The sequence below is a fragment of the Xanthomonas sp. F10 genome, assembly GCF_014206815.1.
Lineage (GTDB): Bacteria > Pseudomonadota > Gammaproteobacteria > Xanthomonadales > Xanthomonadaceae > Xanthomonas_A > Xanthomonas_A indica.
This window is the reverse complement of sequence record NZ_JACHNP010000001.1, coordinates 964,459-989,204: the sequence shown is the minus strand read 5'-3', so window position 1 is coordinate 989,204 and position 24,746 is coordinate 964,459. Positions and strand designations below refer to the sequence as shown.

The window sequence follows — 24,746 nt, the reverse complement described above, 5'->3', positions numbered from 1 at the left end:
CGCTCAGCCGCCGAAGGCGGCGCGCATGCGCGCCAGGTCCGGCTGCTCGATCACCCCGCGCTCGGTGACGATGGCATCGATCAGCGTCGCCGGGGTCACGTCGAACACTGGGTTCCAGGCGGCGATGCCGTCGGCCACGGTGCGCGTGCCGCCGACGCCGAACAGTTCGCCCGGATCGCGCTGCTCGATCTCGATCTGCGCACCGTCGGCGGTGTCCATGTCCACGGTGGACGACGGCGCCACCACCATGAACCTGACCCCATGGTGGCGCGCGGCGATCGCCAGCTGATAGGTGCCGATCTTGTTGGCGGTGTCGCCGTTGGCGCAGATGCGGTCGGCGCCGACGATCACCCACTGCACCGCCCCGGTCTTCATCAGGTGCGAGGCCGCCGAATCGGCGATCAGCGTCGCGTCGATGCCGTCCTGCTGCAGCTCCCACACGGTCAGCCGCGCGCCCTGCAGCCAGGGCCGGGTCTCGCCGGCGAACACCTTGGCGATGCGCTGCTGGGCGACGCCGGCGCGGATCACGCCCAGCGCAGTGCCGAAACCGGCGGTGGCCAGCGAGCCGGTGTTGCAATGGGTCAGCACGCCGCTGCCGGCGGCGATCAGGCCGGCGCCGAGCGCGCCCATGTGGCGGTTGGCGGCCAGATCCTCTTCGGCGATCGCCTGCGCCTCGCGCTCCAGCACCGAGCGCCAGTCGCTGCCGGCCGCGCCCAGCGCCGTGCGCATGCGCGCCAGGGCCCAGGCCAGATTGACCGCGGTGGGCCGCGCGGCATTGAGCCGCTGCAGGGCCGGCTCCAGCTTCAGCAGCGCCTCGGCGCCGTTGTCGGCCTGCACCTCGCGCGCGGCCAGCACCGTGCCCCAGCCGGCGGCGATGCCGATCGCCGGCGCGCCGCGCACGGCCAGGGCATGGATCGCCGCGGCGACCTGATCGCTGTCGCTGCAGCGCACGTGCTCCACCGCGAACGGCAGCTTGCGCTGGTCCAGCAGTTCCAGCGCGTCGCCGGTCCACAGGATCGGGCGGATATGGTCGTAGCGGGCGTAATCGATATCGAGGGCGGCGTTCATCGCCCCATTGTAAACGCCGGCGATTGCGGATTGAGGGCGGCGCACGGCGCCGAAGCGCCGCACCAGCGCTCAGTTGACGCTGAACTCGGCGCGGCAGCCCTTGTCGACCCAGATGCCGTCGCGGTCCCAGCCCCAGCTATCGTCCTGCACGCAGGCCGCGCCGGACAGCTGCCGGCGCAGCTCGACATGGTCCTGCACACTGACGCCGCAGCGGCGCCGGGCCTTGCCCTTGGACTCGCACAGCACCGGCCGCGGACCGGCGGGGAATCCGGATCCGTCGGCGGCACCGATCTCGAACTCGCCGCGGCAGCCGCGCGCGACCCAGATCTCGTTGCGGCGCACGCCCCAGCTGCGCTCCTCGCGGCATGGCACCGACGACAGCTGCCGCATCAGCCGCACCGGTGCGCCGCGCAGCATCACCGGGCAACTCTCGAGGCGACCATCGGACTCGCAGCGCAGCACGCGGCGCATGGCACTGCGCGGCGCCTCTCCCGGATTGGGGCGGAATTCGGCGCGACAGCCCAGGGTCACCCATACGCCGGTGGCGTCGGAGCCCCACTCGCTGCCGCGGATGCAGTCGTTGTCGGACAGTTGCCGCACCAGTTGCACGCCCTGCGCGGTCGGCATCGGGCAGTGCACCCAGGTCATGTCGCGCGATTCGCAGCGCACCACCGCTGCGTCGTACGCATCGGCGGTCTGTGCCGGCGACGGCATCGGCCACACGCTTGCCGCCAATCCCAGCCAACACCAGCCACCGAGCCCGTACGCCCACTTCATGCTTGGCTCTGCCCCTATGCCTAGAACCTGAACAACGAAGACCTGCTGGCGCGCGGCGTGCGCATGCCGTGCCCGATCAAACCATCATCGGTGTGGACAACGCAACAACGCGCCGTGGCAGCGCGTGACGGCCGGTTCAGGCATGCGCGAAATCGTAGGCGAGCACATCGCCGATCTGCGCGGTGCCGCGCATCGCCATCAGCAGCCGATCCACGCCCACTGCCACACCGGCGCAATCGGGCAGCGAAGGCAGCGCCTGCAGCAGGCGTTCGTCCAGCGGCGGCAGCACCGCGCCGCGCGCCTGGCGCAGCGCATGGTCGCGCAGGAAACGCCGGCGCTGCTCGGCGGCATCGTTGAGCTCGTGATAGCCATTGGCCAGTTCGTAGCCGCCCAGGTACAGTTCGAAGCGCTCGGCCACCGGCGGATCGCCATCGCGGACCCGCGCCAGCGCGCACTGGCTGGCCGGCCAATCGTGGACCACGGTAAGACGGTCGGCGGGGAACGCGGGCTGCAGGCGATGGGTCATCAGCAGGTCCAGCCAGTCGTCGCGGCCGAGGCCCTCGGCGTCGATGCGGACATCGCGCAACGGTTGCTGCAGCGCCTCCAGCGGCGCGGCGAACGGATCCAGCTCCAGCCCCTGCAGGAACAGCGCACGGTAGCTGAGCACCTGCAGCGTGGCGCTGCGCCCGACCAGGGCCAGCGCGGTGCGCACCAGCTCCACGGTCTCCTCGATCAACTGCCGGTGATCCCAGCCGACCCGGTACCACTCGAGCATGGTGAACTCGGGATTGTGGCGGCCGCCGGCCTCGCCGTTGCGGAACACCCGCCCCAGTTCGTAGCAGTCGCCGATGCCGGCGGCGAGCAGCCGCTTCAGCGGGTACTCGGGCGAGGTGCGCAGCCAGCGCAATGCCGGGCCGGCATCGACGTGGCCGCTGAAGCGGGTCTGGAAGCTGTCGATGTTCGGCTCGGTATTGCCGGCGGCCGACAGCATCGGCGTCTCCACTTCCAGCACCCCGCGCGCAGCGAAGAAGGCGCGGATGGCGGCATTGAGCCGGGCGCGCAACTGCAGGGTGGACAGCAGGTCCATCAGGGCGCCATGTCGAGCCGGCGGCTCAGTTGGTCGCGCGCGTCGTCGCGGTAGCCCAGGCCCAGGTACAGACGCTTGGCAGCGGCGTTGTGGTGGTTGACCTCCATCCGCAGCACGTCCACGCCCAGCGCGCGGGCGCGCGCCTCGACCAGCGCCACCGCGCGCCGGCCCCAGCCGCGGCCGCGCGCGGCCGGGCCCAGGTACAGCTCGTCGAGCAGCAGATAGCGCCCGCCCAGTTCGACGCTGAAGCAGGCGGTGATCAGCGCATAGCCGACCACCGCACCGTCCGGCGCCAGCCACAGCAGCGCCTCGCCCAGTGCCGGCTGCGCCAGCAGCGCCTGCAGGCCGCGCGTCACCCGCTCGGCATCGAAGGCGATGCCGTCTTCGGCGTAGAACGCCTGCAGCATCGCCAGCAAGGCCGGCTGGTCGACGGTGCCGGCGGTGCGCCAGCGCAGTTCTTCCTGCACCGTGCCGGGCGCGCTCATGCGCCCTGCCCCGGCGACTGCAGGAACGCCAGCAACTGCGCCTCGTCCCACACCGCCACGCCCAGTTCCTGCGCCTTGTCGAGCTTGGAGCCGGCGGCTTCGCCGGCGACCACGAACGCGGTCTTCTTCGACACGCTGCCGGCCACCTTGGCGCCCAGCGCCTCCAGTTGCGCCTTGGCCTCGTCGCGGGTCAGTGCGGTCAGCGTGCCGGTCAGCACCACGGTCTGCCCGTCCAGCGGACCGGCGCGGCGCCGCGTCTGCGCCGGCGCGGCATCGAGCAGGCGTCGCATCGCCGCCTCGGCCTCCAGCAAGGCCTGCTTCTGCGCCGGATCGGCCAGGTATGCGGCCAGGTTGGCGGCACCTGCCGTGGACAGGCCGGCCCCGGTCCAGCCGCTTTCGTTGGCGCGCAGCAGCGCGTCCAGGGTGCCGTAGGTGGCGGCCAGGCGCTGCGCGCTCTTGCCGCCGAGCTTGTCCACCGGCAGCGTGCCGAGCAGATGCGCCAGGTCCAGCCGCTCGCGCAATTCCGCCGGCGGCGCGCCCTCGTCGGAGAAGCGAATGCCGGCGGCGATCAGCGCATCAACCACCTCCGCATTGCCGGGCTGCTCGAAGAACGTCGCGATCGAGCGCGCCACCTCGCCGCCGATGTCCGGCAAGGCCTGCAACAGCACTGCCGGGGTGCTGCGCACGAACGCCAGCGAGCCCAGCCAATGGGCCAGCGCCTTGGCCGTGGTCTCGCCCAGGTGCGGGATGCCCAGCGCGAACAGGAAGCGCGGCAGGGTCGTGGCGCGGCTGGCGTCGATGCCGGCGACCAGGTTCTCGGCCCACTTGGTCGCCAGCTTGCCGCCCAGATCCACCGCCAGGTGCGTGCGCAGGAAATCGGCGCGCCGCCACGGCGTGGCTTCGTCGTCCAGCGCGGCGCGGCCGGCCGCGTCCAGCGCCAGTGCGCCCTTGCTGTCCTCCACCGCCTGCAGCAGGTCGGCAGCAGTTGCAGCGTCGAGCGCCGCCTTCATCCGCACCAGGTCCTCCACGCTCAACGCGTACAGGTCGGCCAGCGACTGCACGAAGCCGAACTCGACCAGGGCGTCGGCCTGGCGCTCGCCCAGGCCTTCGATGTCCAGCGCGCGGCGCGAGGCGAAGTGGCGCAAGGCCTCCTTGCGCTGCGCGGCGCAGGCCAGGCCGCCGCTGCAGCGCCAGGCCACCGCATCCTCTTCCTTGACCAGCTCCGAGCCGCACACCGGGCACACCGCCGGCATCATCCACGGCACGGTGCCGGGCGGACGCCGTTCCTCGATCACCCGCACCACTTCCGGGATCACGTCGCCGGCGCGGCGCACGATCACCGTGTCGCCCTCGCGCGCGTCCAGCCGCGCGATCTGGTCGGCGTTGTGCAAGGTGGCGTTGGTGACGGTGACGCCGGCGACCTGCACCGGCTCCAGCCGCGCCACCGGGGTAACCGCGCCGGTGCGGCCGATCTGCACCTCGATCGCGCGCAACACGGTGGACTGTTCCTGCGCCGGGAACTTGTGCGCCAGCGCCCAGCGCGGCGCGCGCGAGACGAAGCCCATCGCCTGTTGCTGGTCGTAGTCGTCGAGCTTGTAGACCACGCCGTCGATGTCGTACGGCAGGCGGTCGCGGGCGGCGCCGATGCGGCGGAAATAGGCGATCAGGCCGTCGAAACCAGTGGCGGTGTCGGCCTCCGGCGCCACCGGGAAGCCGTAGTCGCGCAGCAATTGCAGCGTCTGCGAATGGGTTTCCGGCAGCTCCAGGCCGCGCACCTCGCCCACCGAATAGGCGAAGAACGCCAGCGGCCGGCGCCGGGTGACCGCCGGATCGAGCTGGCGCAGCGAGCCGGCGGCGCCGTTGCGCGGGTTGGCCAGCAGCTTCTCGTTGCGCTCCAGCGCCTGCGCGTTCCACGCGGCGAAGGCGGCACGCGGCATGTAGACCTCGCCGCGCACCTCCAGCACCGCCGGCGGCGGCGTGCCGAGGCCGCGCAGCTTCAGCGGCACCGAGCGCACCTGGCGCAGGTTGGCGGTGACGTCCTCGCCGGTGCTGCCGTCGCCGCGGGTGGCGCCCTGCACGAACACGCCGTCCTCGTAGCGCAGGCTGATCGCCAGGCCGTCGAGCTTCGGCTCGACCGAGAACACGGGTGCGGCCAGATCCAGTTCGCGCTCGATGCGGCGCTCGAAATCGGCGACTTCGGCGAAGCGCGTACGGTCATCGGCGTCCTCGTCCACGCCCGGGGTTTCGAAGGCGTTGGCCAGCGACAGCATCGGGATCGCGTGGCGCACTTCCGGGAAGCCGCCGTCCGGCCGCGCGCCGACCTTGCGCGTCGGCGAATCCGCGCTGGCCAGTTCCGGGTGCGCGGCTTCCAGCGCTTCCAACTCGCGCATCAGCGCGTCGTACTCGGCGTCAGGAATCGTGTTGTCGTCGAGCACGTAGTAGCGGTGGTTGGCGTCGTCGATGCGCTGGCGCAACTCGGCGGCACGCTGCTGGGGATCGGAATTCGCGGTCATGCGCAGCGGAAATGCGGTAACGGAGAGGGGGGCGATAGTAGCTGGAAGGCCGGGACAGGGGAGTCGGGATGGGGAATCGGCTTAACGGCCGAGATTGGGGATTGGAGATTTTGGGATTCGCAAATGCCAACGCTCGGACTGCTTGCGTCGGCGGCGGTCGCACCCTCATCTGCCCCTGCGGGGCACCTTCTCCCAAGGGGAGAAGGAAGAGGCCGAAGCCCCTCTCCCGCCGGGAGAGGGGTTGGGGTGAGGGTACGGCGCGCAGCGCTCGCGCGGATCTGGCAATGCGAGGCTTTGCCCGGCCCCTCATCCGCCCCTGCGGGCACCTTCTCCCGAGGGGAGAAGGGAAATGCCGAAGTCCCTCTCCCGCCGGGAGAAGGGTTGGGGTGAGGGTGCGGATCGCGCAATACCCGCGCCGATCTGGCAATGCGAGGCTTCGCCCGGACCCTCATCCGCCCCTGCGGGGCACCTTCTCCCAAGGGGAGAAGGGAAACGCCGAAGCCCCTCTCCCGCCGGGAGAGGGGTTGGGGTGAGGGTACGGAGCGCGCAGCGCCATCGACGTCAGCACCCCGGCTTTTGCCAATCCCCAATCCCCAATCCCCAATCCCGGCTTTTAAGCCAATCCCAAATGCCGAATCCCCGCCCCCACCACCCTTGCCCCACCATTAACACCCCGTTAACGTGGCCTCCCCCGCCCGCTCTGGAGAGCCCCGTGTCGCTACCGGTCTCGCGCCGTTCCTTCCTGTCCCTGGCCACCTCGGGCCTGGCGCTCGGCGCCGTCGGCCTGGCGCCCGTCGCGGAGGCGGCGCGACGCAAGGCGGCCGCCGCCGCGGTCACGACTCCCGGCGTGGCGCCGGCGGCGGGCACGGTGTACCTGAACTTCAACGAGTGCCCGCTGGGTCCTGCGCCCGCAGCGCTGGCGGCGGCGCAGGCGATCCTGCCGCGCAGCGGCCGCTATCTGTTCGAACTTTCCGACGAACTGATCGCTGCCTTCGTCGGCCAGCAGCATCTGCCGGCCGACCACGTCGCGGTATATCCCGGGTCCAGCGAGCCGCTTGCGCGCGCGGCGCGCGCCTTCACCTCGCCGCGCGCCGGCGTGGTGGTGGCCGACCCGACCTTCGAGGCCGTCGCCGATGTCGCCGCCGCGCATGGGGCGCCGGTGCGGCGCGTCCCGCTGCGCGCCGACGGCGCGCACGACGTCAAGGCCATGGCCAGCGCCGACCCGAACGCCGGCCTGATCTACCTGTGCAATCCGAACAACCCGACCGGCTCGATCACCAAGCGCGCCGACATCGAGTGGCTGCTGGCCAACAAGCCCGCCTCCAGCGTGCTGCTGGTCGACGAGGCCTACCTGCACTACAGCGAAGAACCGTCGGTGATCGACCTGATCGGCCAGCGCCAGGACCTGCTGGTGCTGCGCACCTTCTCCAAGCTGTACGGCATGGCCGGGCTGCGCCTGGGCCTGGCGGTGGCGGCGCCGGGGCTGCAGACCAAGCTGGCCGCGTTCGGCCAGAATCCGGTCTCGGTGCCCGCCCTCGCCGCCGGCATCGCCAGCCTGCAGGACCTGCAACTCGTGCCGACCCGTCGCGCCGAGAACGCACGCATCCGCGACGCCACCATCGCCTGGCTGCAGAGCAAGGGCTACAAGTGCCTGCCGTCGCAGGCCAACTGCTTCATGGTCGACGTCAAGCGCGACGGCGCCGCCTTCGCCGCGGCGATGGCCAAGCAAGGCGTGATCGTCGGCCGCAGCTGGCCGATCTGGCCGAAGCTTGTCCGCGTCACCGTCGGCAGCGAAGCGGAGATGCTGCGGTTCCGGGAGGCGTTTGTGAAGGCGCGCAAGTAGCGCGCGCCGGGATTGGGGAGTCGGGATTGGGGATTCGTAAAAGCGGGTTGCCGTGGGGCTGAGGCGTGGCTGGTGTTGCCTCGGTGCGTCGCATTCACGATGCACGATTCGCTAGCTCCGGCACGGCGCGCCAGACGGGGCCCGAATTCGGGAATGGTGATTGGAGTTCGCGAGAGCCAAAAGCCAGGGCTTCTGGCGTCGGCGGCGGTCGTACCCTCATCCGCCCCTTCGGGGCACCTTCTCTTGAAGGGAGAAGGGAAAAGCGCGCTCGAGGATCAGCGCGACAGGGACTGGCTTTTACAAATCCCTATCCAATCCCTGCCCTTAAGCGACTCCCCAATCCCGACTCCCCAATCCCGGCGGCGCGCCACCGGCGCGGCGCTTACCAGCGCGGCGCCTTCGTCAACGGCGGTGCCTGGTGCTGGCGATCGTAGGCGCGCAGGTCGTCGCGGATGTGGGCGATGCGCTGGCGGCCCAAGGCGTTGCGGCTGTCGTCCAGGACCACGCCGTCGAGCAGTTCGCCCATGCGCTGCACGGTCGGCAGCATCTTCTCCCAGGCGTCGAGCGCGGTCAGCGGCGCCGGCAGGGTCAGGAAGAAGGCGATCGCCGGGGTCTCCATCTCGCGGATGTGGGCCATGTCGAAGCTGCCCGGCTTCATGATGCTGGCCATGCTGAAGATCGGACCGCGCTCGGGATGACCTTCCACCAGGCGGTGGAACACGTTCATGTGGCCGAAGGTCAGGCCGGTCTTCTCCGCGGCCACCACGATGTCCTCGCCGCGCAGCACCTGCCCCGCGCGGGCGGCGACGTACAGCGAGACGATCTTGTCGAAATCCTGGCTCGGCCGCTTGCCGAGTTCGGCACCCGGCGCTTCCGCCGCGGGCAGGCCCAGTTCGGGTTCGCGCGCCTCGCCGTCCGCACCCGGTGCGGCCAGCGCGTCGTCGCCGGTGGCCGGGGCATCGCCCAGCGAGGGTTCGCGGCGCGGCGCGGCCGGATCGGCCGGTTCCACGCGCCGGCCCTGGCTCGGTTTCTTCGGGCGGCCGAACAGGAAGATCGCCGCAATCAACAGCAAGCCGGCGGCGAGGATGCCGATGCGTAGCATTGCCATGTCGGACATTCAGGGGTTACTCCGGCAAGGGTACACAGGGGGAAAACAACTGCTAGGTGCGCACGAGGCCTGCCGGTCCGGGACCAACGCCTCCACGCGCATCGCGTCCTTTAGCATGTCACGTCAGGCCGCGCCCGCCAAACGCGCGGCCTCCTCGAGGTCCACGCTGACCAGGCGGCTGACGCCGGGTTCGCGCATGGTGACACCGCTGAGCTGATGCGCCGCCTCCATCGTCGCCTTGTTGTGGCTGACGAACAGGAACTGCACTTTCTCGCTCATTTCCTTGACCATCGCCGCCAGGCGGCCGACGTTGGCTTCGTCCAGCGGCGCGTCGACCTCGTCGAGCAGACAGAACGGCGCCGGGTTGAGCTGGAAGATCGCGAACACCAGCGCCACCGCGGTCATCGCCTTCTCGCCGCCGGACAACAGCGAGATGCTCGACACGCGCTTGCCCGGGGGCCGCGCCATGATCGCCACGCCGGTGTCCAGCAGGTCCTCGCCGGTCAGTTCCAGGTAGGCGTGACCGCCGCCGAACAGGCGCGGATACAACGCCTGCACGCCGGAATTGACCCGGTCGAAGGTGTCCTTGAAGCGACCGCGGGTCTCGCGGTCGATCTTGCGGATGGCGTCTTCCAGGGTCTCCAGCGCAGTGTTCAGGTCGACGTCCTGCGCTTCCAGGTACTCGGCGCGCTGCGCGGCCTCGCCGTACTCGCTGATCGCCGCCAGGTTGACCGGCTCCAGCCGGCGCATGCGCGCATCGATCTGCTGCACCGCCTGCTCCCACTCGGCCGGGTCGGCGTGTTCGGGCAGGCCGTTGATCACGTCCTCGAGCACGAAGCCGGCCTTGACCACGGCGGCCGACAGCTGCTCGGCGCTGAGCACCAGCGCCTGCTGGTCGAGCCGGCGCTGGGCGATGCGCTCGCGCTGCGCCAGCGCCTGTTCGTCGCGCTGCTGGCGGGTCTGCTCCAGCGCGCGCAGTTCGTTGTCGATGCCGTCCAGCAGCGCGCGCGCCTCGCCGAGTGCGCGGTCGGTGCGCACGCGCTCGCTCAGCGCGGCCTGGTGCTCGGCCTCCAGCGCCAGCACCGGCGAGTCGCCCTCGTTCAACTGCGCGCTGAGCTCGCCCAGGCGCGCGTCCAACTGTCCGCGCTGGTTGCCCATGCGCTCCAGCGCCTGGCTCAGCGAGGCGATCTGGGTGCGCTGCGATTCCAGGGTCAGGGCCAGCGCGTGCGAGGCCTCGCGCACCCGCCGCGCGGCGTCGCGGGCCAGATCGCGTGCTTCGGTGAGCTGGCGGCGCTCGCTTTCCAGCGCATGCCGCACCGACTCCAGATCGCCCATGCTGGTGACCGCGTCCTCTAGCTTGGAGCGCGCCTCGCGTGCCTGCTCGCGGCTGCTGTCGAGGGTTTCCAGCAGTTGCGCGACCTCCAGTTCGATGCGCTCGATGCGGGTGCGCGCGGCGTCGACCTTGCCCTGCTGGCTCTGCAACTGCCCGGCCAGTTCGGACACGCTCCGGTGCGCCTGGTACAGCTGGCGCTGCGCGTCCTCGCGCTGCTGCTCGCCGGCCAGCAACTGCGCGCGCAGTTCGCCCAGGCGCTGCTCGAGGTCGGCCTCGCGCTCCTGCAGTGTCTCGATCTGGCCGCGCAGGCTCTGGATCTCGCGCTCGCGCAGCAGCGCGCCCTGCTTGGCCGCGCCGGAGCGCGACACCCGCAACCAGCCCTGGCCCAGGCGCGCGCCGTCGCGGGTAACGATGGAATCGCCCTCGCCCAGCTGCGGCAGCAGCGCGCGCGCGGCAGCCAGGTCCTCGGCCGCGTGCAGCCGCGCCAGCAGCCGGCGGATCGCGATCGGGCCTTGCACCTTGGCCGCCAGCGAGGTCGGCGCGAAGGTCTCGGCCGCGTCCTCGCCGCTGACCAGGGCAATGCGGCCTTCGCCGAGTTCGCCAAGGGCGTCGACCAGGGTCTCCGGCGCCTCCACCAGCACGCCTTCGATCAATTGCCCGAGCGCGCCTTCGACCGCGTTCTCCCAGCCGCTCTCGACGCTGAGCCGCTCGCCGACGCGCGCCGCCGAATCCAGCCCGCGCGCCTGCAGCCAGGCCACCGCCGCGCCCTGCTCCTGGCCGAGCGCGGCCTGCTGCAGGGTTTCCAGCGACGACAGCCGGCCGCGTGCGGCCTGCGCCTGCTTGCGCACGTCGGCCAGCTCGGCCTGCGCCGAGCGCTGCTGGTCCTGCAGCGCCGCCACCGCCAGCTTGCGCGCCTCGACCTGCTCGGTCAGCCCGTCCAGCGCGGCGCGCTGGGTCTCGTGCTGCAGTTCCAGTTGCGCGAACGCCTCGGACAGCGCGTCCAGGTCCAGCCCGGCGCGCTCGGCCTGCAGTGCCTCGCGGCGGCGCTCGGCCTCCAGCGACTGCCGGTCCAGGTAATCGACGCGGGTGCGCTCCACTTCGCCGGCGCGCGAGGCTTCGGCGGTGTTGCGCTGATGCGATTCCCAGCGCTGCTGCCAGTCGGCCAGGCGCGCCTCGGCCTCGCGCAGCGCTTCCTGCTTGTACTCGTTGTCTTCCTGCAACTGCTCCAGCTGCGGGCCGGCCACGTCCACCGATTCGCGCAACAGCGCCAGCTTGGCCTCGTCGGTGCCGATATGCTGGCCGAGCTCGGCCAGCGCCAATTGCGCCTCGTCGCGCGCCTTGTGCAGGCGCTGCGACAGGTCGCGCTGGTGCTGGATCTGCTGTTCGATCCGGGCCAGGGTACTGCCGACCTTGTAGACCTCGGCCTGCGCGGTGCTCAGCGCCTCGGCAGCCTCCTCGCGGCGCACGCGGCCGGTCTCGATGCGCGCCTCGGCATCGCGCTGCTCGGCGATCAGCTGCTGCAGGCGGGTCTCTTCCTGGCCCAGCGCTTCGCGCAGCCCCTGCAGGCGTCCGTCCAGGCCGCGGTACTCCAGCGCTTTCCACTGCGCGTCCTTGATCCGCCGTTCTTCCTGCAGCGCCTGGTACTGCTCGGCCTGGCGCGCCTGGCGCTTGAGGTGCTCGAGCTGCTTGCCGATCTCCTCGCGCAGGTCGCCCAGGCGTTCAAGGTTCTCGCGGGTATGGCGGATGCGGGTCTCGGTTTCCTTGCGCCGCTCCTTGTACTTGGAGATGCCGGCGGCCTCTTCCAGGTACACGCGCAGGTCTTCCGGGCGCGCCTCGATGATCTGGCTGATCATGCCCTGCTCGATGATCGAGTAGCTGCGCGGGCCCAGGCCGGTGCCCAGGAACAGGTCGGTGATGTCGCGGCGCCGGCATTTGGTGCCGTTGAGGTAATAGCTGCTGCTGCCGTCGCGGCTGACCTGGCGCTTGACCGAGATCTCGTTGAAGGAGGCGTACTCGCCGGCGATGGTGTGATCGGTGTTGTCGAAGATCAGCTCCACCGTGGCCTGCGACACCGGCTTGCGCGCCGAGGACCCGGAGAAGATCACGTCGGTCAGCGAATCGCCGCGCAACCGGCTGGCCGAACTTTCGCCCATCACCCAGCGCACCGCGTCGATGATGTTCGACTTGCCGCAGCCGTTCGGACCGACGATGCCGGTCATGTTGGTCGGCAGGTGCAGCGTGGTCGGATCGACGAAGGACTTGAAGCCGGACAGCTTGATGGTCGACAGGCGCATGGTGCGGGCAATCCATGGCAGGCGCCGCCGGCATTCCGAGCTGCGCTGCCGCTAATGAAGATCCAGGTGAGGTCCTGCGTCCAACCCATTGATGCGGCTACACCACCGGGTCGACATCGGACACGAATTGCTGAGTATAGCGGCCCCTGCGCAAGGCTGGGGCGGCCCACGCCGGGCGGCAGCGATGCGACGGCGGTCGCACACGCCGGGCGATCGCGCCCTGCCGGCCGTGCCGGCCAGGCCGCACGACCCGCCGGCGGCGGCGCAGGTCCGCAAAAACGACACGGGCACCTTGCGGTGCCCGTGTCGGTCCAGCGATGACGCTACGATCAGGCGTCGGCTTCGACCACGACCTTGACCGTGGTTTCCACGTCGGCGTGCAGGCGCACCAGCACCTCGTACTCGCCGATGTTGCGGAACGCGCCTTCGCCCAGCACCACTTCGCCCTTCTCCAGCGGCATGCCGGCGGCGGTGAAGGCCTCGGCGATGTCGCGCGGGCCGACCGAACCGTACAGCTTGCCTTCGGTGGAGGCGTTGGCCTTGACGGTCACGCTGGCGCCTTCCAGCTTGGCGGCGCGGGCTTCGGCGTCGTCGTGGATCGACTTGGCCTTGGCTTCGTATTCGGCGCGCTTGGCTTCGAACTCGGCGATGTTGGCGGCGGTGGCCGGCACGGCCTTGCCCTGCGGCACCAGGTAGTTGCGGCCGTAACCCGGCTTGACGTCGACCTTGTCGCCGAGGCCGCCCAGGTTGGTCACTTTCTGCAGAAGAATCAGTTGCATGGTCTTGCTCCGTTATTCGTTAGCGTCGGCACGCGGCCGCCGCAACGGGTGCTGTCCGAATAGGAGAAGCCGGGATTCGGATTCGGGAATCGGGATTGCGCCCGATCGGCACCGCACTCTTCAATCGCCAGACTTCAGTGGAATGCCCGCACCGGAGGGTGCGGGCCAGGCGTTCCGGGAAACCCCGGAATCAAACGTCGTGGTTGTCCGTGTACGGGATCAGCGCCAGGAAACGCGCACGCTTGACCGCCGTGGCCAGCTGACGCTGGTACTTGGACTTGGTGCCGGTCACGCGGCTCGGCACGATCTTGCCGTTCTCGGTGAGGTACTGGCGCAGGGTGTTGAGATCCTTGTAGTCGATCTCCTTGACGCCCTCGGCGGTGAACTTGCAGAACTTGCGACGACGGAAGAACTTGGACATGAGCGTGCTCCTTAGGCGGCTTCGGCGGCGTCGCCGTCGGTTTCGGTGGCGGCGGCGGGCGCATCGCCCTCTTCGTCGTCGCGACGACGGCGCTCACCGCGCTCGGGCTTGTCGGCCTTCTCGTCCTTGCTCTTCATGATCAGCGACTGCTCGGTGTCGGCGCCGTCGCGCTTGATCACCAGGTGGCGCAGCACGGCGTCGTTGAAGCGGAAGCTCTCGACCAGCTCGCTCAGCACGGCCTGGTCCACTTCGATGTTCAGCATGACGTAGTGGGCCTTCACCAGGTTCTGGATCGGGTACGCCAGCTGGCGGCGGCCCCAGTCTTCCAGACGGTGGATGGTGCCCTTGCCGTTCTCGACCAGCGACTTGTAGCGCTCGATCATGGCCGGGACCTGCTCGCTCTGGTCCGGGTGGACCAGGAACACGATTTCGTAATGACGACTCATGGTGTTTACCTTTCGGATGTGGCCTTGCGGCCGGACAGCCCCCCGCGGTGCGACGGCGGTGGGGCAAGGACTCCTGCCCCGAAAGGCAGGAAGCCGCACATTATGGCGCAGAAGTGCCGCTGCGGGCAAGGTGCCGCGACGGGAGGCGGGATGCAGGACGCTTGGCCGCCGCGGCAACGCTCAGGGCGCGGCGGCGTGCGCGGCGTCGGTGGTGAAGCTCTCGCCGCAACCGCACTCGGCGGTGGCATTGGGGTTGCGGAACACGAAGGTCTCGCCCAGGCCCTGCTTGGCGAAGTCGATCTCGGTGCCGTCCACCAGCGGCAGGCTGGTCGCATCGACGTAGATGCGCACGCCGTCCTGCTCGAACACCGCGTCGTCCGCACGCGCCTCGCGCGCCAGGTCGGTGACGTGGCCCCAGCCGGAACAACCGGTGCGCTCCACGCCGAAACGCAACCCCAGCGCACCGGGCGTCTGCGCGACGAAGCGCTGCACGCGGGCGTGGGCGACGGGGGTGAGACGGATGGCCATGGCAACGACTCCGGCGACTGCGAACGATCATTATAGGGAGGACGGCGGCCGATCGCCGCCACGCCTCGCAAGCGCTGCGCTCCAGCCATTACACTTGCCCCTTCCATATCGAGTCGCTGCGGCGAGGATTCAAGTCATGACGGTGGTGAGCGTTGCACATGCGCTGGCCGGGAAGATCCCGGAAGGCGGCGAAGTCACGGTGCGGGGATGGGTGCGCACGCTGCGCGGATCTGCCGGACTGGCTTTCATCAACGTGACCGACGGCTCCTGCTTCGCCCCGATCCAGGTGGTGGCGACCGACGCGCTGCCCAACTTCGACGAGGTCAAGCGGCTCACCGGCAGCTGCTCGCTGATCGCCAAGGGCGTGCTGGTGAAGTCGCAGGGCAAGGGCCAGTCGTACGAGATCCAGGCCAGCGCGGTCGAGGTGGTGGGCTGGGTCGAGGACCCGCTGACCTACCCGATCCAGCCCAAGCCGATGTCGCCGGAGTTCCTGCGCGAGGTCGCGCACCTGCGCCCGCGCACCAACCTGTTCGGCGCGGTGACGCGCATCCGCAACTGCCTGGCGCAGGCGGTGCACCGCTATTTTCACAGCAACGGCTATTCCTGGATCAGCACGCCGATCATCACCACCTCCGACGCCGAAGGCGCCGGGCAGATGTTCCGCGTCTCCACCCTGGACATGGCCAACCTGCCGCGCGACGCACACGGCCAGGTCGACTTCGGCCGCGACTTCTTCGGCAAGGAAACCTTCCTGACCGTGTCCGGCCAGCTCAACGTCGAGGCCTACTGCCTGGCGCTGAGCAAGGTCTACACCTTCGGCCCGACCTTCCGCGCCGAGAACAGCCACACCACCCGCCACCTGGCCGAGTTCTGGATGATCGAGCCGGAGATCGCCTTCGCCGACCTGGCCGAGGACGCGCGCGTGGCCGAGGATTTCCTCAAGTACCTGTTCCGCGCGGTGCTGGAAGAGCGCGCCGACGACCTGGCGTTCATCGCCGAGCGCATGGACAAGACCGCGATCAGCAAGCTGGAGACCTTCATCAACTCGCCGTTCGAGCGCATCGAGTACGGCGACGCGATCGGCCTGCTGCAGAAGTCCGGGCAGAAGTTCGAGTTCCCGGTGGAATGGGGCCTGGACCTGCAGACCGAGCACGAGCGCTGGCTGACCGAGCAGCACGTCGGCCGCCCGGTGGTGGTGACCAACTACCCCGAGCACATCAAGGCCTTCTACATGCGCCTGAACGACGACGGCAAGACCGTCGCGGCGATGGACGTGCTGGCGCCGGGCATCGGCGAGATCATCGGCGGCAGCCAGCGCGAGGAGCGTCTGGACGTGCTCGATGCGCGCATGCTGCAGTTCGGCCTGGATCCGCAGCACTACGGCTGGTACCGCGACTTCCGCCGCTACGGCACGGTGCCGCACGCCGGCTTCGGCCTGGGCTTCGAGCGCCTGGTGGTGTACGTGTGCGGACTGAGCAACATCCGCGATGCCATCCCCTACCCGCGCGCGCCGGGCAGCGCCGAGTTCTGAGGCGAGCCGGGGAGCGCGCGCCATGATCCTGTTCTTCGCGCTGTGCTTCGTCGGCGTGGCGATCGCCGGGGCCAGCGCGTTCCTGATCTTCTGGCCGCTGACCCTGGTGCACATCCGCGACCGCCATCCGCCGCTGGTGGCGGCGTTCGGGCCGGGCGCCTTCCTCAAGCCCGCAGCGCTGGGCTGGCTGCTGGCGCGGCGCTACCGTCCGCTCGGCGACCGCGGCCTGTCCGGGCTGGCGACGCCGGCCTGGCTGTCGCTGCTGACCATCTTCTTCGGCCTGGGCATGGCCGCCCTGCTCTGGCTGCTTTCCCTGGTGATCCCATGACCTCAGATTCCCCCGCCCACGATCAGTGGTACCTGGCCAGTCTCGGCCGCCTGCTGGTGTGGGCACGCCTGCGCGTGCGCGCGGCCGGCACCGCCGAGGTGCTGGACAGCGACGGCAACACCCTCAGCTACGACAGCGAGGACACCGCCCGCGCGGCGCTGTTCGACGCCGAGTTCGTCGCCTTCGACGGTCTCGACGAGGACGATGCGCGGGCGCGCGGCTTCTCCTTGGGCGAAGTGTCGCCGCCGCAGGCCGAGGACGACGCCGGCCTGCGCGGTCGCATGACCCAGACCCTGGGCGCACGCGCCTGAGCCGGCGATGCATGTTCCGCCCGCCTTCGCCGAACACGACCTGGGCGCGCTCGACGCGTTGATCGCGGACAACCCGTTCGCCACCCTGGTCACCGTCGCCGACGGCCTGCCCTGCGCCACGCCGCTGCCGGTGCTGTACCGGCGCGACGGCGCGCGCATCCTGGTCGAAGGCCATTGGTCGCGGGCCAACCCGCAGGCGCGGCACGTCGGGCCGGCCTTGCTGATCGTGCACGGCCCGCATGCCTACGTCTCACCGGGCTGGTACCCGGACAAGGAGGCGATGGCGCGGGTGCCGACCTGGAACTACGCCACCGCGCACCTGCACGGGCAGTTGCACGCCAGCGACGACGCAGCACTGCTGGCCGATGTGGTGGCGCGGCTGAGCGAACACCACGAGCGTGCGCTGGGCAGCGACTGGCGCTACGAGCCGGGCAACGACGCGCACCGGCGCCAGTTGCGCGGGATTGTCGGCTTCCGGCTCGAGGTCGAGCGGGTCGACCTGAAGTTCAAGCTCAGCCAGAACCATCCGCCGGCGAACCAGGCCGCGGTGCGCGAGGCGTTGCAGGCCCAGGCCGGCGCCGGTGCGCAGGCCATCGCGGCGCTGATGCACGCGCGCCGCCCGGACTGAACCTCGCTGTCCTGCAGCGGGACTGACTGCACCCCGCGCCGTCGCCACACAGCCGCGCCGCAGTGGCGTTCGCCGCTTCATCCGCAGCGGCTGGCCGGCCCCTGCCGGTCGTGCTCGGCGCGGCGCGCACTGGCCCGCCCACCCTCCAGCGGCGACAGGCCTTCGCGGATCGCATAGCGCGTCAACTGCGCGATGCTCTGCATGCCCAGCTTGAGCATGATGTGCTCGCGATGGGTGCCGATGGTCTTGACGCTGATGTGCAGGCGCGCGGCGATCTCCTTGGTCGACAGGCCCTCGGACAGCAACTGCACGATCTCGCGTTCGCGCGAGGTCAGCAGGGTGTACGCGGAGACCGTGTCGCCGGGCGGACAGCGGTACTCGCTGACCAGCGACTGCGACAACTGCGGGCTGATGTACAGCTGGTCGTTGCCGACCTGCTGGATCGCGCGCAACAGTTCGTGGAAGGTGCTGTTGCGCGCCAGGTAGCCCTTGGCGCCGGCGTCGATGGCCGCGCGCACGTTGGCCGCGGCATCGGAGGCGGCGATGCAGATCGCCTTGCTGCGCGGGCTGCGCTGCAGCAGCCGGCGGGTGGCCTCGATGCCGTTGAGACCCGGCAGCATCACGTCCATCAGCACGACGTCCGGCTGCCGTCGAGTCACCAGTTGCACGCACTCCAGTCCGTCGACCGCATGGCCGACCACGTCGATGTCCGGCGTATTGTTCAGCAGGGCCACCATGCCCTCCAGCACGATGCTGCGTTCGGCGGCAATCACGATACGTGTGTTCATTCTCTACCTGTGTTGGCAATGGAACTCCCAACGCGCGACCGCGCGGCAACCCGCCTCCCCTGCAGTGCGACGCGCCCCTTTTCAATCGATGCGACAGCGCTGAACCTGCGCTTGCGTTACGTCCTCAGCTTGTCACGCTGCGCTATGGCGGCCATCGGTTTCAGGCTGATATGGGCGAGCAGGACGGCTGAAATTGTGCGAATTGCCGCATTCGTCTAGCCTCGTAGACAGAATCCCGTGCTAGCGCGTTCGCGCTGTGACGCAGAACGAAGTCCTGCGATGAAATCGGTGTTGAGGCCGGTGCGCTGCGCGCACCTCGGCGGCGCCGTCAGTCGGCTGGAGCCGAGGGTGGCGGCAGCCGGGCGGCCTCCACCTGCAGCATCGCGCGGGCGAACTCGGCCAGCCGTTGCTGGATCGCCGCCGGCGGCGTGCCGGCCGCGATCGACTGCTGCAGCGCCATCAACTGCGCGGCCAGTTCGCCCTGCCAGCGCATGCGCTCGGTGTCGTTGCTGGCGCGCTGCACTTCCAGCGAGGCCTGCGCCTGCGCCGAGGTGTCTCCGCGCACAAGGGTTTCCATGGAATCGACCAGGCGTTGCAGCAGGCGGTACACCGCAGTGGCGGAAAAGCCGCCCAGCATCGCCAGGGTCGGCTTGCCGAAGCTGCGCATGCTGCCGCTCTCGAACAGATCCGGCGGCAGCACCTCGACCAGGATCAGGCCGGCGATCAGGCCCAGGATCATGCGTGCGCCGTAGGAGGCGTCGTACTTGGGGTCGTAGGTGGCGTCGGCGACGTAGCGGTGCACCTGGAACAGCGAAGAGAACGAGGCGCCCAGGCCGGCGCAGAACAGCAGGAACAGCGCGTTCCACAGCAGCACGCTGCCGGACGAATCCAGGAACCCCAGGCGCACGTTGTCCGCGCTGACCTTGCTGGACAGCGCCGACGCCACCACCAGGAACAGGAACAGCAGCGACGTGACGGTCAGCGCGCGCACCAGCGGCAGCGGGCCGAGCAACGTGGCCCAGTGCGGGCGGCGGCGCTCGGCATCGAGCAGGAACACCGCCTGCGGCGTCGCCGGGCGGATCAGCTGCGCCAGGCGCCGATGGGTCACCGCCAGTTCGTGCGCGCGCGGCTCGATCTCGCCATCGTCGGCCGCGCCCTCCGCGGAACCGGCGCCGACCAGCACCGACAGACGCGCGATCAGCTCCGGCGGCACCGCCATGCCGTGTTCCAGCGCGTAACGCGCCATCGCTTCGCACTCCGCACGCAGTTGCGGCAGGATGCCCGGCGGCGGCAGGCGCGGCCCGGCACTGCGGGCCGCGGTCAGCCGGCGCCGCAGCGCGCCGGCCAGCGTCTTGATCCAGACGAGGTTCATCGCACGACTCCTGGACGGAAACGACGGCCGGCGCGTCCGCGCGACGGGCTACGGATTGGTGGGCGCGCGCTCCAGCAGTGCGTTTTCCCGACGCGTCCCGGCGCGGTCCACGGTCTGCAGTTCGAGCTCGCCGTCCGGCCTGGCGCGCAGGGTCAGTTGGCCGTCGCTCAATCGCGCGCAGATCCCCTGATCGTTCATGTCCAGCGCATACAGCGCGTCTGCTTCGCGCATGCCCACGTAGCGGCCTTGCACCCTGCACTCGCGCGGCGCGCCGTAGCGTAGCTGCACCGTGGCATTGCCGGGCGCCTGCGGCGTCGCGGCGATGCTCAGTTCCACGACAACGTCCCGATCGCCGCGCTCGGTGCGGACCATCCCGCGCCACCTGCCCTGCAACGGGCTGGGCTGCCCCGGATCGCTATGCAGCACCACCGGCAGGTCCTTGCCGTCGACATTCAAGCGCAGGTCGTCGCCACTGCGTTGCACGTGCAATTGCTTGCCCATCAGCTTGTCGCAATAGGCGCCGCCGTTGATCGAGTCCAGCGCGAAGCCGCCACCTGGTTGCGACTTGACCAGCAGCGTGCAGTTCAGCGGCGAGCCGAACATCAACCTGGCCTTGTCATCGCGCTGGACCAGGCGCACCGCCGCCAGGCGCTGCGCGTCCAGCGCCAGGGTGCCGTTCCATTCGCCGGCCGGCAGCGCCTCGGCACTGGCCGCTGCGTCCGACAACGCCGGAGCGGGCGCCTGCGGCGCGGCGCCGGCCATCGGCGAAAAGGCCAGGCCCAGCGCCAGCCAGAGCGGAAAACGCGCAACACCACGCGAACGAATGTGCATACGACTCTCCTGTAGGAATACGAACGGGAAAACGATGGGCGCGGTCAGGACAGGCCGAACCAGAGCAGCGCCGACACGGCCGCCACCAGGCACAGTACGGCAAGCAGCCACAGCGCCCGGCGCCGGCGCCGCCGTGACCGCTGCGCACGGGCCAGCGAGCGCAGGTCGATATGCAGTTCTCGGCACCACAGGTCGGTGTCGTGCCGGGACAGCAGAAAGCCGTGTCTACGCATGTGCGGTCTCCTGGGCGGGGTCCTGCGGCGCGGCCGGTTCGGACAGGTGCCACAGCTTCAGCAGTTGCCCGTCGAACAGCACTTCGCCGACCGGGATGTGGGTGCCGCGGAACAGCACCTGCAGGCGGTGGCCCGGCCGCCGTGGCCGTCGCGGCAACACCTGCAGCAGCAGGCGCGGTGCCTCGTCCGGCATCTCCACCACGTCCAGCTCCACGTCGAAGGACAGGGCCAGCTCGCCGATCTGCGGCAGTTGCCAGGCGCGCAGTTCCCACAACGGGATCTGCCACGCCGGCGGCTCGGCCTCCTCCGCCACCACCTGCACGGTCTCGGCGGCGCCGAAGCACGCGCGCAAGGCCTGCTCGTGGCGGGCCCGGCACCGGCGCTGCGCGTCCAGCAGCGCCGCCGACAGCCCCTGCAGCAGCAGGTCGAATTCGCAGCGCAACCTGGCCATCAGTCGTCCTTCAGCCAGCCGGGCTTGCGCGGAAACCCCACGTGGTAGCACAGCCACTGCATCACCACCTGGTGCTCGCCGATCTGCAGCACGGCGAAATTCTTCTCGGTGCCGATGATCGCGCCCTTGGGCGAATCGCTCAGGCACCGGTTGAGCAAGGCCCGCGCCGCTTCGATCTGCTCGGGCGATTGCATCTGCGTCGGGTTGTCGCTACCGACCACGACCCGCTTGACGAACTTGACTTCAGTAAGGTCGAACATCGTTGACGAGTTCCCCGACGAGATGGTTCAACGGACGGCTATGGGATTACGGGGTGACCGCAACCGGCTTGCCGATCTTGCGCGGCGCCACCGAGGTCTGCAGGATGTCCAGCACCCGCGCCAGGCCTTCCGGCGGCCCCTTGTCGGCGGCGTGCACCGAGACGTGGTACTTGGCCGAGTTGTCCGAGCTGCGCGTGTTTTCCTTGCTCGTGGAGACCGAGCCCTGGATGTGCACCTTGGCCTTGAACATGCCCCAGCCGAACTCCATGTCCGCCGACAGCGACGCGGAGGCATCGGTCTTTTCCTTCGCGGAGAAGGACGACTTCACTTCCATGTCGAAGGTGACGTCCACGGTCTGGATGCTCAGGCTGGGCACGTTGACGATGGCCAGCAGCGGCACTTCCAGCTCGACCTCCTCCTCGGCGATGCCGCCGGCCTTGTCCGGATCGTCGACCGGCCGCTTGAAGCGGAAGCTGGCGGTGCGGGTGGCGCCGGCCGCCTGCGGATTCTTCGGGTCCGGAGTGTCCGGCGGCAGGAAGCCGATGACGCGGATGAAATCGGCGGTGGCGCGGGCCAGCTTGACCTGCGCGTCGCAGGCCGCATCCAGCGGTCCGCCGATCAGGTCGCCCATCGGCAGACCCTTGAATTGACTCGACATGTTGACGAGTTCGTCAGCCATTGCAGTGACTCCTTAGTTGGTGGGATTGGTTACATCGTCCGTGCCCGCGACGTCCGGCTTGTCGGCCATGACCGTCTTGAACACGCCCTGCGTCTGCGCCAGATGGTTGAGCAATCTGGCCGCTCCGTCAGTCGGTTCGGTCCCCTCCACGCGCAGCACGACGTGGACGGCACTCTGGCGCTGGCTCCGCGCGCTGGCGCTGGTATCCACGCGCACGCTGGAACGGGTGGCGGTGCGCTTGGCCTGCCAGGCCGCTTTCGGGCCGGGCGGCTCCGGCGCGAAGAAACCGTCGGCCGACTGCAGGCCACCGAGGTCGCCGAGCTGCGCATCGAAGCTGATCTCCACGTCCTTGATCCGCAGCACATTGGTCGAGACCAGCGGCAGCAGCGGCGCGCGGTAGTAGTCCTCGTCGCCTTCGGCGGCCTGCGGGTGCTGCGACGGCAGGCGGATGATCACGCTCTTGGGCCGGTGGAACTCGTCGAAGTAGTCGCCGAGGTTGGCCATCTGGTGCTGCTCGATGCGGTCCTGCGCCTCGATCACCGCGCCGGCCAGCGCTTCGATCAGGTCGTTCAATGCGGTCGGTCCAGCCATGGTCGCTCCTGGGGAAAGAAGGCCGCCGTCGGCGACGGCGGCGGATCGGCGGCATGCGCCGGGCGCGTGCTCAACTCAGGTCGGGAAAGGAATCGGTGCGCGCCAGCCAGCCCTTGAGGAACTTGGCCAGCGGCGGCCGGGCCGCGACCAGGCGCTGGTAGTAGTCGCGCCGGCCCTGCTTGTAGCGCGCGTACAGATCGCGCTGGTCCGCCGCCTTCAGCGCGGCCAGGGTGGTCGGGCCGAGCTTGCCGTCCTCCGGCAGCTTCAGCGCCGGGGTCTGTGCGTTGAGCACGCGCTGCAGCAGCTTGATCGCGTTGCTGCCGGCGTTGACCTGGAAGTCGAACAGGATGTTGGCCAACGGCTGCAGCGCGATCTCGTCGCCGTGCACTGCGTTCCAGTAGCAGGTCTTGTAGATCACCCCGGCCTGCGCGTCGGTGAGCGCGCGCAGGTTGTCCAGGGTCGGCTCCAGTTGCAGCAGGCTCTTGGCGTAGACGCGGAACGTCGCCAGGGTGATGCCCTTGTTGGTGGCGCCGCCCGGGTCCACCGGGTCGTTGACGAAGCCGCCCTCGTGCTTGAGCAGGGTCGGAAAGAATGCGTTGAAGTCGGCCATGGGTTCCTCCGCTGGTGCCCGCTGGTGGGCGTGGAGGAAGTCTGCGCAGCGGTGCGCGGCGGCGGGATCGGCAAAAGCCCGATCCGGCGGCGCCTGCGCACTGAGGCGCCGCGGCGATCAGGGCGCGCCGGCGCGCATGCCGGTGCGCCGCGCCGGGCTGCGCACCGGCCGCGGGCTTCTGGGATAATGCCGGGCTATGAGCAAAATCGCGCAACTCCTGGACAACAACCGCTCCTGGTCCGAACGCATCAATCGCGAGGATCCCGAGTTCTTCAGTCGCCTGTCCAAGCAGCAGACGCCGGAGTACCTGTGGATCGGCTGTTCCGATTCGCGGGTGCCGGCGAACCAGATCATCGACATGGCGCCGGGCGAAGTGTTCGTCCACCGCAACATCGCCAACGTGGTCGTGCACACCGATCTGAACTGCCTGTCGGTGATCCAGTTCGCGGTCGAGGTGCTGAAGGTGCGGCACATCCTGGTGGTCGGCCACTACGGTTGCGGCGGCGTGCACGCGGGCCTGACCCGCGCGCGGCTGGGCCTGGTCGACAACTGGATCCGCCACGTCACCGACGTGGCCGAGAAGCACGAGCACTGCCTGCAGCAGGCCGGCGACCTCAACGTGCAGCACGCGCGCCTGTGCGAACTCAACGTGCTCGAGCAGGTGGTCAACGTCAGCCGCACCTCGATCGTGCTCGACGCCTGGGCGCGCGGCCAGGAACTGACCGTGCACGGCTGGGTCTACAGCCTGCGCGATGGCCGCGTGCACGACCTGGGCATGGAACTGGACCGCATCGACGACCTGGCGCCGCGCTACGATGCCGCCCTGGCGCGCATCAGCCAGGACCGCGAGGACCGCTGAGCGGCGCGCACGGCCCCGTCCTTCCCCGCTAGGATCCACATGCTCCCCGGCCCCCTCAACCTGCACGCCTGGATCGACGCCCACCGGCACCTGCTGAAGCCGCCGGTCGGCAACAAGTGCATCCACGCCGGCGACTTCATCGTGATGGTGGTCGGCGGGCCGAACGCGCGCAGCGACTATCACTACGATGAAGGCCCGGAGTGGTTCTACCAGCTCGAAGGCGAGATGGTGCTGAAGATCCAGGAGGACGGCGCGGTGCGCGAGATCCCGATCCGCGCCGGCGAAACCTTTTTGCTGCCGCCGAAGGTGCCGCATTCGCCGCAGCGTGGGCCCGACTCGGTGGGCCTGGTGATCGAACGGCGACGCCTGCCGCACGAACAGGACGGCCTGCTGTGGTATTGCGCGCACTGCAACCACCTGCTGTACGAAGCCTACTTCCCGCTGCAGGACATCGAGACCGACTTCCCGCCGGTGTTCGCACGCTTCTACGCCTCCGAAGCGCTGCGCACCTGCGCCCGCTGCGGTCACGTGCATCCGCGGCCGCCGGCGGCCGCCGCGCCGTGACCGCCCTGGGCCCGCACCGTTCCGGATT

The 24,746-nt window shown here is 69.8% G+C and carries 26 protein-coding genes and 1 pseudogene; 7 read left to right on the top strand and 20 right to left on the bottom strand.

What is annotated here, in order from left to right; all coding sequences use genetic code 11:
• Positions 1–3: 3 nt before the first annotated feature.
• From mtnA to ligA, 5 genes are all read right to left on the bottom strand, one after another.
• Positions 4–1,068 carry an S-methyl-5-thioribose-1-phosphate isomerase gene (gene mtnA / locus FHR56_RS04395; protein ID WP_160947866.1) on the bottom strand — a complete coding sequence of 355 codons (1,065 nt, stop codon included), beginning with the start codon at positions 1,066–1,068 and terminating at the stop codon, positions 4–6.
• Positions 1,069–1,137: 69 nt separating this feature from the next.
• Positions 1,138–1,782, bottom strand: a complete 645-nt coding sequence (locus tag FHR56_RS04390) for a DUF3011 domain-containing protein (protein ID WP_160947880.1) — start codon at positions 1,780–1,782, stop codon at positions 1,138–1,140.
• A gap of 199 nt (positions 1,783–1,981) precedes the next feature.
• Positions 1,982–2,932, bottom strand: a complete 951-nt coding sequence (epmA, locus tag FHR56_RS04385) for an EF-P lysine aminoacylase EpmA (protein ID WP_160947867.1) — start codon at positions 2,930–2,932, stop codon at positions 1,982–1,984.
• Entirely contained in the window at positions 2,932–3,417 is a 486-nt protein-coding gene (locus FHR56_RS04380; RefSeq protein ID WP_160947868.1) for a GNAT family N-acetyltransferase, read from the bottom strand. Before FHR56_RS04380 ends, epmA begins: the two co-directional genes overlap by 1 nt.
• Entirely contained in the window at positions 3,414–5,930 is a 2,517-nt protein-coding gene (gene ligA, locus FHR56_RS04375; protein WP_160947869.1) for an NAD-dependent DNA ligase LigA, read from the bottom strand. Before ligA ends, FHR56_RS04380 begins: the two co-directional genes overlap by 4 nt.
• Before the next feature lie 712 nt (positions 5,931–6,642).
• Between ligA and FHR56_RS04370 the strand changes: the two genes are divergently transcribed.
• The gene (locus FHR56_RS04370; protein WP_160948280.1) at positions 6,643–7,773 is read left to right on the top strand and encodes a pyridoxal phosphate-dependent aminotransferase; all 1,131 of its coding nucleotides are present in this window, start codon (positions 6,643–6,645) and stop codon (positions 7,771–7,773) included.
• A 382-nt stretch (positions 7,774–8,155) separates the two neighbouring features.
• Here FHR56_RS04370 and zipA read toward each other — a convergent pair whose 3' ends face one another.
• From zipA to FHR56_RS04340, 6 genes are all read right to left on the bottom strand, one after another.
• Positions 8,156–8,890 (bottom strand): cell division protein ZipA, encoded by a 735-nt coding sequence (gene zipA / locus FHR56_RS04365; RefSeq protein WP_160948279.1) that lies wholly within the window; start codon positions 8,888–8,890, stop codon positions 8,156–8,158.
• Between the two features lie 114 nt (positions 8,891–9,004).
• A complete protein-coding gene (gene smc / locus FHR56_RS04360; protein WP_160948278.1) occupies positions 9,005–12,508 on the bottom strand; it encodes a chromosome segregation protein SMC in 3,504 nt (1,167 codons plus the stop codon).
• 329 nt (positions 12,509–12,837) lie between these two features.
• Complete coding sequence (gene rplI, locus FHR56_RS04355) at positions 12,838–13,287, bottom strand: 50S ribosomal protein L9 (RefSeq protein WP_010342531.1); 450 nt, start codon at positions 13,285–13,287, stop codon at positions 12,838–12,840.
• 190 nt (positions 13,288–13,477) lie between these two features.
• Positions 13,478–13,708: a 30S ribosomal protein S18 gene (rpsR, locus tag FHR56_RS04350; RefSeq protein ID WP_002804494.1), complete on the bottom strand. Its 231-nt coding sequence runs from the start codon at positions 13,706–13,708 to the stop codon at positions 13,478–13,480.
• A gap of 11 nt (positions 13,709–13,719) precedes the next feature.
• A complete protein-coding gene (gene rpsF, locus FHR56_RS04345) occupies positions 13,720–14,154 on the bottom strand; it encodes a 30S ribosomal protein S6 (RefSeq protein WP_010342529.1) in 435 nt (144 codons plus the stop codon).
• Positions 14,155–14,334: 180 nt separating this feature from the next.
• On the bottom strand, positions 14,335–14,682 hold the full coding sequence (locus tag FHR56_RS04340; RefSeq protein ID WP_160948277.1) for an iron-sulfur cluster assembly accessory protein: 348 nt from the start codon (positions 14,680–14,682) through the stop codon (positions 14,335–14,337).
• Positions 14,683–14,818: 136 nt separating this feature from the next.
• On the opposite strand from FHR56_RS04340, the gene asnS reads away from it, so the two are divergent.
• Genes asnS through FHR56_RS04320 form a run of 4 tightly spaced genes read left to right on the top strand, consistent with a single transcriptional unit; the run spans position 14,819 to position 17,480 of the window.
• Positions 14,819–16,213 carry an asparagine--tRNA ligase gene (gene asnS / locus FHR56_RS04335; protein WP_160948276.1) on the top strand — a complete coding sequence of 465 codons (1,395 nt, stop codon included), beginning with the start codon at positions 14,819–14,821 and terminating at the stop codon, positions 16,211–16,213.
• A gap of 22 nt (positions 16,214–16,235) precedes the next feature.
• Positions 16,236–16,541: a hypothetical protein gene (locus FHR56_RS04330; RefSeq protein ID WP_160948275.1), complete on the top strand. Its 306-nt coding sequence runs from the start codon at positions 16,236–16,238 to the stop codon at positions 16,539–16,541.
• Entirely contained in the window at positions 16,538–16,852 is a 315-nt protein-coding gene (locus tag FHR56_RS04325) for a hypothetical protein (RefSeq protein ID WP_160948274.1), read from the top strand. Before FHR56_RS04330 ends, FHR56_RS04325 begins: the two co-directional genes overlap by 4 nt.
• 7 nt (positions 16,853–16,859) lie before the next feature.
• A complete protein-coding gene (locus FHR56_RS04320) occupies positions 16,860–17,480 on the top strand; it encodes an FMN-binding negative transcriptional regulator (protein ID WP_160948273.1) in 621 nt (206 codons plus the stop codon).
• Between the two features lie 77 nt (positions 17,481–17,557).
• On the opposite strand, the gene FHR56_RS04315 is transcribed toward FHR56_RS04320, so the two are convergent.
• The 9 genes and pseudogenes from FHR56_RS04315 to FHR56_RS04275 all read right to left on the bottom strand — a co-directional run bounded on the left by FHR56_RS04315 (position 17,558) and on the right by FHR56_RS04275 (position 23,295).
• Positions 17,558–18,268, bottom strand: coding sequence for a response regulator transcription factor (locus tag FHR56_RS04315; RefSeq protein ID WP_160948272.1), 711 nt, complete (start codon positions 18,266–18,268; stop codon positions 17,558–17,560).
• 328 nt (positions 18,269–18,596) lie between these two features.
• Positions 18,597–19,514 carry a hypothetical protein gene (locus FHR56_RS04310; protein ID WP_237473365.1) on the bottom strand — a complete coding sequence of 306 codons (918 nt, stop codon included), beginning with the start codon at positions 19,512–19,514 and terminating at the stop codon, positions 18,597–18,599.
• Positions 19,515–19,688: 174 nt separating this feature from the next.
• Positions 19,689–20,471, bottom strand: a complete 783-nt coding sequence (locus tag FHR56_RS04305) for a hypothetical protein (RefSeq protein WP_160948270.1) — start codon at positions 20,469–20,471, stop codon at positions 19,689–19,691.
• Positions 20,472–20,515: 44 nt separating this feature from the next.
• Positions 20,516–20,704 carry a hypothetical protein gene (locus FHR56_RS04300; protein ID WP_160948269.1) on the bottom strand — a complete coding sequence of 63 codons (189 nt, stop codon included), beginning with the start codon at positions 20,702–20,704 and terminating at the stop codon, positions 20,516–20,518.
• The gene (locus FHR56_RS04295) at positions 20,697–21,155 is read right to left on the bottom strand and encodes a hypothetical protein (RefSeq protein ID WP_160948268.1); all 459 of its coding nucleotides are present in this window, start codon (positions 21,153–21,155) and stop codon (positions 20,697–20,699) included. Before FHR56_RS04295 ends, FHR56_RS04300 begins: the two co-directional genes overlap by 8 nt.
• On the bottom strand, positions 21,155–21,415 hold the full coding sequence (locus FHR56_RS04290) for a hypothetical protein (RefSeq protein WP_048492013.1): 261 nt from the start codon (positions 21,413–21,415) through the stop codon (positions 21,155–21,157). The genes FHR56_RS04295 and FHR56_RS04290 overlap by 1 nt, the downstream gene beginning before the upstream one ends.
• Before the next feature lie 46 nt (positions 21,416–21,461).
• Positions 21,462–22,094: a DUF2589 domain-containing protein gene (locus FHR56_RS04285; RefSeq protein WP_160948267.1), complete on the bottom strand. Its 633-nt coding sequence runs from the start codon at positions 22,092–22,094 to the stop codon at positions 21,462–21,464.
• Between the two features lie 12 nt (positions 22,095–22,106).
• Positions 22,107–22,685 carry a DUF2589 domain-containing protein gene (locus FHR56_RS04280; RefSeq protein WP_184502415.1) on the bottom strand — a complete coding sequence of 193 codons (579 nt, stop codon included), beginning with the start codon at positions 22,683–22,685 and terminating at the stop codon, positions 22,107–22,109.
• Positions 22,664–23,295, bottom strand: a pseudogene (locus FHR56_RS04275) (glycosyl hydrolase 108 family protein). The gene FHR56_RS04280 and the pseudogene FHR56_RS04275 overlap by 22 nt, the downstream one beginning before the upstream one ends.
• Before the next feature lie 196 nt (positions 23,296–23,491).
• Here FHR56_RS04275 and can point away from each other — a divergent pair.
• A complete protein-coding gene (can, locus tag FHR56_RS04270; protein WP_160948265.1) occupies positions 23,492–24,154 on the top strand; it encodes a carbonate dehydratase in 663 nt (220 codons plus the stop codon).
• Between the two features lie 39 nt (positions 24,155–24,193).
• Complete coding sequence (locus FHR56_RS04265) at positions 24,194–24,718, top strand: 3-hydroxyanthranilate 3,4-dioxygenase (protein WP_160948264.1); 525 nt, start codon at positions 24,194–24,196, stop codon at positions 24,716–24,718.
• Positions 24,719–24,746: the final 28 nt, after the last annotated feature.

Excerpts from the sequence above, each read along its gene's own strand:
- FHR56_RS04285 (WP_160948267.1), bottom strand. The coding sequence starts at position 22,094 with ATGGCTGACGAACTCGTCAACATGTCGAGTCAATTCAAGGGTCTGCCG.
- FHR56_RS04290 (WP_048492013.1), bottom strand. The coding sequence starts at position 21,415 with ATGTTCGACCTTACTGAAGTCAAGTTCGTCAAGCGGGTCGTGGTCGGT.
- mtnA (WP_160947866.1), bottom strand. The coding sequence starts at position 1,068 with ATGAACGCCGCCCTCGATATCGATTACGCCCGCTACGACCATATCCGC.
- can (WP_160948265.1), top strand. The coding sequence starts at position 23,492 with ATGAGCAAAATCGCGCAACTCCTGGACAACAACCGCTCCTGGTCCGAA.
- rpsR (WP_002804494.1), bottom strand. The coding sequence starts at position 13,708 with ATGTCCAAGTTCTTCCGTCGTCGCAAGTTCTGCAAGTTCACCGCCGAG.
- ligA (WP_160947869.1), bottom strand. The coding sequence starts at position 5,930 with ATGACCGCGAATTCCGATCCCCAGCAGCGTGCCGCCGAGTTGCGCCAG.
- FHR56_RS04330 (WP_160948275.1), top strand. The coding sequence starts at position 16,236 with ATGATCCTGTTCTTCGCGCTGTGCTTCGTCGGCGTGGCGATCGCCGGG.
- FHR56_RS04325 (WP_160948274.1), top strand. The coding sequence starts at position 16,538 with ATGACCTCAGATTCCCCCGCCCACGATCAGTGGTACCTGGCCAGTCTC.
- FHR56_RS04305 (WP_160948270.1), bottom strand. The coding sequence starts at position 20,471 with ATGCACATTCGTTCGCGTGGTGTTGCGCGTTTTCCGCTCTGGCTGGCG.
- FHR56_RS04390 (WP_160947880.1), bottom strand. The coding sequence starts at position 1,782 with ATGCCGTCGCCGGCACAGACCGCCGATGCGTACGACGCAGCGGTGGTG.
- FHR56_RS04315 (WP_160948272.1), bottom strand. The coding sequence starts at position 18,268 with ATGAACACACGTATCGTGATTGCCGCCGAACGCAGCATCGTGCTGGAG.
- FHR56_RS04300 (WP_160948269.1), bottom strand. The coding sequence starts at position 20,704 with ATGCGTAGACACGGCTTTCTGCTGTCCCGGCACGACACCGACCTGTGG.
- FHR56_RS04295 (WP_160948268.1), bottom strand. The coding sequence starts at position 21,155 with ATGGCCAGGTTGCGCTGCGAATTCGACCTGCTGCTGCAGGGGCTGTCG.
- FHR56_RS04380 (WP_160947868.1), bottom strand. The coding sequence starts at position 3,417 with ATGAGCGCGCCCGGCACGGTGCAGGAAGAACTGCGCTGGCGCACCGCC.
- epmA (WP_160947867.1), bottom strand. The coding sequence starts at position 2,932 with ATGGACCTGCTGTCCACCCTGCAGTTGCGCGCCCGGCTCAATGCCGCC.
- FHR56_RS04280 (WP_184502415.1), bottom strand. The coding sequence starts at position 22,685 with ATGGCTGGACCGACCGCATTGAACGACCTGATCGAAGCGCTGGCCGGC.
- smc (WP_160948278.1), bottom strand. The coding sequence starts at position 12,508 with ATGCGCCTGTCGACCATCAAGCTGTCCGGCTTCAAGTCCTTCGTCGAT.
- FHR56_RS04265 (WP_160948264.1), top strand. The coding sequence starts at position 24,194 with ATGCTCCCCGGCCCCCTCAACCTGCACGCCTGGATCGACGCCCACCGG.
- rplI (WP_010342531.1), bottom strand. The coding sequence starts at position 13,287 with ATGCAACTGATTCTTCTGCAGAAAGTGACCAACCTGGGCGGCCTCGGC.
- rpsF (WP_010342529.1), bottom strand. The coding sequence starts at position 14,154 with ATGAGTCGTCATTACGAAATCGTGTTCCTGGTCCACCCGGACCAGAGC.
- zipA (WP_160948279.1), bottom strand. The coding sequence starts at position 8,890 with ATGTCCGACATGGCAATGCTACGCATCGGCATCCTCGCCGCCGGCTTG.
- FHR56_RS04320 (WP_160948273.1), top strand. The coding sequence starts at position 16,860 with ATGCATGTTCCGCCCGCCTTCGCCGAACACGACCTGGGCGCGCTCGAC.
- FHR56_RS04340 (WP_160948277.1), bottom strand. The coding sequence starts at position 14,682 with ATGGCCATCCGTCTCACCCCCGTCGCCCACGCCCGCGTGCAGCGCTTC.
- FHR56_RS04310 (WP_237473365.1), bottom strand. The coding sequence starts at position 19,514 with ATGGCGCGTTACGCGCTGGAACACGGCATGGCGGTGCCGCCGGAGCTG.
- asnS (WP_160948276.1), top strand. The coding sequence starts at position 14,819 with ATGACGGTGGTGAGCGTTGCACATGCGCTGGCCGGGAAGATCCCGGAA.